This window comes from Bacteroides sp. RTP31139st1_H2_RTP31139_211217 (assembly GCF_040227615.1).
Lineage (GTDB): Bacteria > Bacteroidota > Bacteroidia > Bacteroidales > Bacteroidaceae > Bacteroides > Bacteroides uniformis.
This window is the reverse complement of record NZ_JBCNZM010000023.1, coordinates 39,111-46,155: the sequence shown is the minus strand read 5'-3', so window position 1 is coordinate 46,155 and position 7,045 is coordinate 39,111. Positions and strand designations below refer to the sequence as shown.

The 7,045-nt window shown below is 43.4% G+C and carries 3 protein-coding genes and 2 other RNA genes; 2 read left to right on the top strand and 3 right to left on the bottom strand.

From position 1 onward, the window contains the following. The coding region (locus tag ABUA47_RS05870; protein WP_349831457.1) for a glycoside hydrolase family 3 N-terminal domain-containing protein at positions 1-2,565 on the bottom strand (2,565 nt) is incomplete at its 3' end. An 816-nt stretch (positions 2,566-3,381) separates the two neighbouring features. Between ABUA47_RS05870 and ssrA (ABUA47_RS05865) the strand changes: the two genes are divergently transcribed. Together ssrA (ABUA47_RS05865) and ssrA (ABUA47_RS05860) are read left to right on the top strand one after the other, a co-directional pair. Further along, positions 3,382-3,780: a transfer-messenger RNA gene (gene ssrA, locus ABUA47_RS05865) on the top strand. Positions 3,781-3,989: 209 nt separating this feature from the next. Beyond that, positions 3,990-4,387, top strand: a transfer-messenger RNA (tmRNA) gene (gene ssrA / locus ABUA47_RS05860). A 103-nt stretch (positions 4,388-4,490) separates the two neighbouring features. On the opposite strand, the gene ABUA47_RS05855 is transcribed toward ssrA (ABUA47_RS05860), so the two are convergent. After that, complete coding sequence (locus ABUA47_RS05855; RefSeq protein ID WP_005795811.1) at positions 4,491-6,380, bottom strand: WG repeat-containing protein; 1,890 nt, start codon at positions 6,378-6,380, stop codon at positions 4,491-4,493. Positions 6,381-6,398: 18 nt separating this feature from the next. Beyond that, on the bottom strand, positions 6,399-7,013 hold the full coding sequence (locus tag ABUA47_RS05850; RefSeq protein ID WP_008665267.1) for a hypothetical protein: 615 nt from the start codon (positions 7,011-7,013) through the stop codon (positions 6,399-6,401). Positions 7,014-7,045: the final 32 nt, after the last annotated feature.

Genomic DNA, 7,045 nt, shown 5'->3' with positions numbered 1-7,045 from the left:
TCCTTGCCATGCGGTATTGATTTTTTCGTCGAGCACGTTTTCGGCATCCTCTGGGTTGGTGCTGGTACTCACACGCTTTGCTGGTTTTTGGGCTTCAATGGCTTTGGCACGGGTCTGGTAGTCTTCTACGGTCAGCGTTCCGTTCAGGCGGATGTCTTCGGAAGAGGCGCCGGCCATGAGCACGAAGTCGCCGGGTTCCACCACCCATTTCATGTCAGCGTCCAGAAGCTCCAGGTGCTTGCGGTCGATGGTGAAGGACAGCTCCTGGGCTTCGCCCGGTTCGAGGTGGATGCGCTGGAAGCCTGCAAGATTCTTTTCGTAGGTGGTGATGCTGCTCAGTACGTCGCGGATATAGAGCTGCACTACTTCATCTCCGGCACGTTTGCCGGTGTTGGTCACCTTCAGGCGGACGGTGGCAGACTCGTTCGGGGTGATGATTCGGGGGGTGATGTCGAGGTCGGAGTACTCGAAGGTGGTGTAGCTCAAGCCGTAACCGAAGGGGTAGAGTGCTCCGTTGATGCGTGACATGTTGCCCGTAGGTCCCGGATTCTTACCGCCGTCTATCTGTGAAGAAGGTTTGCAGGGGAAGTTGAAGGGGATTTGCCCTACGGTCTTGGGGAAGGTCACCGTCAGCTTTCCACCGGGGTTGTAGTCGCCGAAGAGGATGTCGGCCAGGGCTGTTCCGCCTTTGGAGCCGGGATACCAGGCTTCGAGGATAGCGGGGACGAACTTGTCTGCCCAGTTGATGGAGAGCGGGCGTCCGTTGATGAGTATCAGTACGACGGGCTTGCCCGTGGCTTGTATGGCTTGAAGCAGTTGCAACTGCCGACCGGGCAGGTCGAGGCTGGTGCGCGATTTGTTTTCGCCGCAGGTGCGTTGTCCGCCGCCCAATACTACGATGGCAACATCAGCTTGACGGGCATTTTCTACGGCTTTGTCTATCTCGGCTTGTTCGTCGTCGGTCAGCGGATAGTCTATGATTTCACTTTCGGGCCAGTGGGCGTCCACCAGGTCGCAGCCTTTGGTGTAGAGCACCTCTGCCTTGCCTTTTGTCTTTTCTTGAATGCCTTCCAGCACAGTGGTCACTTCTACGGCAAGTGGGCCGTAATGGGTCAGCGCGTAGCCTTCTTCATTGGCATTGGGACCACAGACGGCAATCTTCTTGGTGGAGTTGATGTCTAAGGGCAATAGTTCACCGGCATTCTTCAGCAGAACGATGGACTCGCGGGATGCCTGCAAGGCAATGGCTTCGTTCTCTTCTTTTTCCACTTCACGGTCGGCATCGGCAAGGTCTGTCTGATAGGGGGCATCGAACAGACCGATGAGGAACTTTACCCGAAGGATGTCGCGCACGCGGTCGTTGATGACTTCTTCGCTCAGTCCGCCTTCCTTCACCAGTTCGCGGAGGGGAAGGACGAAGGAGTCGGGCGAGCGGAAGGTGCAGCGTACGTTCAGTCCGGCTTCCACGCTTTGGCGGACGGCTTCTTTCATGTCTTTGGCGGTGCCGTGCTTGGTGTAGAGGTATTCTACGGCGTCACTGTCGGATACGACGTAGCCACGGAATCCCATTTCGCCACGCAGGCGGGTGGTGAGCCAGTAGTAGCTGCCCTGCACGGGGATGCCGTCGTAATCGTTGTACGAACTCATTACGCCCAGCATGCCAGCTTCCCGGATGACGCGTTTGAAGGGGTAGATGTGTATGTTTTCCACTTCGCGCGGCGACATTTGCGGGTCCACGCGTGCCATGCCTTCGCGGGCGCCTTTGTTGTTACTGTAAGCGGCAAAGTGCTTGCCGGTGGCGGCCACTTGGTGGTTGTGCTGCAAGCCGCGCACCATTTCGATGCCCAGTTCGGCTACGAGGTAGGGAGATTCGCCGTAAACTTCTTCGTAGCGTCCCCAGCGCTGGTCGCGTCCTACGTCGAGGATGGGGGCGTAGACGTTGGTGTAGCCCAGCATGCGGGCTTCGCGTCCGGTGATGAGTCCTACTTGGCGAATCAGTTCACGGTTCCAGGTATGTCCCAGTCCCAGTTGGGTGGGGAAGTTGGTGGCGCGGTAGCTTTCCACGCCGCGTATGCCTTCGTTGGTAAAGTCTACGGGGATGCCGAGACGGGTATCTTCCACAAAGAACCGTTGCACCTCGTTTAGTGCCCAGGCGTGGCGCGAGGCGGGCCAGACGTAGGCATTGTCCGAGGGAGGCAGCCCCCATTGCTGGAAGCCGTTCAGGTGTTCGTCGATGGCGCCGATGCCGTCTTTCCAGAGCAGCTCTTTCCATTCGGGGGTGGGGAGGTCGTCTTTCAGTACGCGTTTGTAGCCGTAGAGGGTGACCATTTGGCAGGTCTTTTCGTCCAGCGTCATCTGTTGCAGCAGGTTTTCGATGCGTGCTTCGAGCGGGGCGGAGGGGTCTTCGTACACGTCTTTCACTCCGTTTTTGTTGAAGTCTATCCAACCTTTGCGGTACATTTCACTTTTCACCGGCTTGTAGGTTGCCGGTGTTTTGGCAGGCTTTTGTGCGCAGAGCAGTGTGCTTCCTCCAAGCAGCAGGGTTAGGGCAATAAGGTTCTTCATGATATGTTCTAAAAATCTCTTGGTTATTATTGTTTCTTTTGTTGACAAAAATACGGCTAATGTGTGAAATAAAGGGATAAAATAGTCCGAAGTATCGGCTTTTATTGTCCGAAGGGTCTTCCTCTTACTAAAAATATACTCCAAGACGCTACCGGGGAATTCAAATCATTATTAGACGAAACATATCATTCACTTTTAAAAAGAAAGAACACTATAATAACCTGAAAAGTAGATGCAATCGCGGTGTATACAAGTATTACGGCTACATCTGTTAAACGAGGGTGTATTTATATAATAGGAATCTGTTGGCGGAATTGTTGCTTGTACGGAAGAACTTTCTTTTCAACCTTGGGATGTCTAAACCAAACCTTGGTTTAGACATCCCAAGGTTGGGTATGGAAAAACCAAAGTTTGGGATAGATTGCTTCCTTAATTCTTTCCGGTTTTTCAGTTAACTTCAGAGACTTTTTCCGTTAACTTCCCATCTCTTTTGTACAAATATCCATTACAGAAGATAGATATTCCCTCTTGCAGGGGGTAATTCTGTCAACGGATACTGGCTTTGGTAGCTGTTTGAACATTGATGACAATGGGGTGCACATATTCTATGTATGGAAGATTATTGTTTTTATCACGAAAAGTCAGTATTAGCTAATATTTGTAAATATATGGTGATTGCTAATAAAAGAATATGTATCTTTGGGCCAAAGAAAGCGGTAGAGGATGAAAAATAAAGTAGCATTTATCCCTTTTTCACCCTCCCTACTTAGCAATGAGTTACGCAATCTTTTAAATTTCAGACCGTTACAAAGTCATGGGGTTGACTGGATTTGACAGCGGGCAGAAATGGTAAGTAAGCATGCAGTGCGTCGTTGATTTGCACTTTAATCTCAGTCCTCAAAATTTTATCTGGCGAAACTCGTTACGCTCTCGCTGCTTAATCGAAGTATAGTAGATTGAAGCTTAATCCCGGCACCAGGTGCTGGGACGTGACATCACTCGGAAGCTGTTGCTCCGAAGCATTCCGATAAAGTGGTGCAGTCAAATCGGGGATAGTTCGTGTCAGCCTCGTGGCGCGGGTGAAAATTTAGAGGATAAGGCAACGGTTGATGGCTTTGGTTCTGCCGCTGCACGAAAATTTAGGCAAAGATAAGCATGTAGAAAGCTTATGATTTCCTCGTTTGGACGAGGGTTCGATTCCCTCCAGCTCCACAAATAATATTGATAATCAGGTGTTTATATTGTTTACACCCCAAAATGCACCCTGAAATAAAAATGATAGTCTGATTATCATTCTTTATATCAAAAGCTATCTGCCTTTCTTAAATAAATTAACTATTGTGATGATTTGTGATATTCTATTTTAATTTTTATCATTTTGTTTGTTCTTATCAAGGCGATTTCCTATCTTTGAAACATCATTAGGGCTTGACTGGAATTGACAGCGAGTTGGAATGGTATGTAAGCATGCAGTGGGTCGGTAATTTCCACTTAAATATCAGTTATCAAAATTTTATCTGGCAACGAAAATTATGCTCTCGCTGCTTAATCGAAGTATAGTAGATTAGCTTTATTTCCGCCAAAGTGGTAGAAACGAGATGTCACTCAAAAGCTCTTGTTCCGAAGCGTTTGATAAAGTGGCACAGTAAAATCGGGAATAGTTTGAGTTTTTCCTCGTAACTCTTACGAAATTTTAGAGGATAAGGCATAAGTTGGTGGCTTTGGTCTTGCTTATGTTCGAAAATTTTAGGCAAAGATAAGCATGTAGAAAGCATATGGTTTCCTCGTTTGGACGGGAGTTCGATTCTCCCCAGGTCCACAATACTTAGATAATTATTTTTTATGTATAAAAGTATTCCCGTACAGAATTTGATGTTCTGTACGGGAATATTTTTAAGTGTTCGATTTATATGAATGTTTCTTAACTATTTCTCTGTTATCGCTTTAGACATTAAAAAGAATGAATCCTCTCCTTCATAATAAACAATATCATAACAAGCATCTTCAGATCGATAAAGGGTTTCATCTTCCCTTTTTAATCCCAAAGTTTCTGTAAGATATTGTGGTATAGCATCAAACAATTTCTTTGGATTATCACCTATCGGAGAAGCACTCGCATCAATCTTTACTTTAATCACAATTACACACTCACATTCATGAAGAATGCCAACGGAATACGTTGCAAAAACCTGATTTATGCCCCAATCTCTATTATGCAAGTCAATCATTCCACTTGTTGGCATTTGTTTTATATTGTATAAATCCATAATTTTTGGAATGGTTTGACCAATTTTTAAGCTGTCAATGCCGTCGGATGTTAATTTATCGAATATTGATGCCAATGTTTTCTTTTCATCTATATAATTGGTTGCAACTCCCCAAGCATCATAATCAGACAAGGAGTGAGGTGCTATTAAAGAAGACCAAAAGGATGAGTAACTGGGGGCATTTGTAAATGGGGGAACTGAAATTTTGTAATAAGAGTTGTTGTCTATTGGATTCCCTTTTTTGTCAGCAAAGTAATATTTCTCATTTTCTGCCATTATGATATATTGGGATAATGGGTAAAAACATGAAACGTTTTCTATTTTATTTTTAATTTCACCTTTAGAATTTATTGCATATACATTCATATATTGATTATCCCAGTCATCTTTTAAATTAGCAATTGTATCAGCAACATATATCCAATCACCTACAATACCTAAAGCTCGCGAATATTTAGGCTCTCCGATACTTTCTCCTTGTATGTTAAGCTGTCCCCATAATCCAGTTTTACTGTCTTGAAATAAAGCAACATTGTCAATGAAAGGTGAAATACTATAAATATTAGAGGGGAATCTCTGTGCTTTTTCGCCTTTTTCATTGAGTAAGAAGTTTTCTATTAAACAATATCCGTTTTCAAAAAAGGTGTATGAATATTGTTGGTATCCATTGGAACTGGCTTCAAATAATTCTTTTCCATTGGGGTCGATAACTAACCATTTGTCAGCTTCTTTGTTATATACAATAGCTTTTCCTTCATGGAAAGGGAAAGCGTTATCATAAATAGGTTCTATCACAACATTGCCTTGTGGATCTATATATCCGCATTTACGATTTTCTAACCGAAACCAAGCACGTTGCTCCGTAAAGAATGGAGATACACATAAGAATTCCTTTCCCTGATACGGAAGCAAATAAAATGCAGTTTCTCCCGTTTCTGTTAGATAGTGAATACGTTCATCCGCAGAAACAACAGGAATTATTCCTTCGCTACATATGCCTCCTTGCTTATAACCTTTGGGAGTTCCTATTAATTGGGGAGTTGGAGTTGCGGAATAGTAAAGATATTGATTTGTATCATAATCCCGAATTCTAAACACTCCATTTACTGCATAAGACGGTCTTTTGTCAAATTTATTTTCAAACAAGATGTTTCCATCAACTCCAACCATACCCCATTTCCCATGTTTTTCTTTTTGGAAAGCTACATGGGTCACTTTTGGGAAATCGGTATTTGACTTAAAAGAACAACTCGAAAGCATACCCATAAATATTACAAGCGATAAAAGCAAAGGACGAAAATACCAATTGATTGTTTTAGGTTTCCTTTCAGTATGAACATAGGGAATTTTGTCCAATGAATTTTCAGTATCCAAATCTCGCAGAACTTTTCGAATGGGTAACCCCTCTCTATTATCTTTATTGAAAATGCCATTCTTTATAAAAAGAGGCATAAACTCTTTTGCAAGGATCATTCCGCTTTGAGGATGTTTCGCAAAATAATCTCGCAACACACTGTTGATTCTTAAAATACGTTCATTTGTCTTCATAATACGTAATATTATAAATTATTCGGAATATGTCTTTCCATTAATCGTTATACTTGTTACATTGCTTGTATCTTTACCAGCCATAGCTGCACCTTCCTTTACCGTCTGAATCAGAATAGGACCCATCTGTTCCAAAGCTCTGTTAAAATTTTCTTCTATTTGTTTTCTCTTTTGAGAAGGGCTGAGGTAATCGCTACAATCCAACACTTTACCACTTTTATCGAGGGTAAAAACTTTTTCTAAGAATGAACTATTCCCATTCTTTTCATCTATTGTATATGCAACAGCGAAGGCTACAAATGCGCTATCACCATTTCCTATAAATGCGAGTTCATCGAAAATACCTCGTGTATCTAATAGCTTGACGCATCCTGATATTGAATCTTTTTTATATGTATTATCCATTTGCCATACCTCAACGGGAATACTTGTCTTTTTTTCTGCCAAAATCCATTCCATTATTTTGTAACTTTCTCCTTCTTTTAAACTATCCTCAATGGAATGGACTACGTATTGTTTACCCCATTCTATGATTTGTTCATCGGAAGCGTTTGCAAACAGTACATCCTTCTGTGGTGGTGAACAACCAAGATAAAACATCAAAATGAAAATAGAAGTAATAATTTTTTTCATAATGCCATATTATTTAAGTTAGAATTAAATTT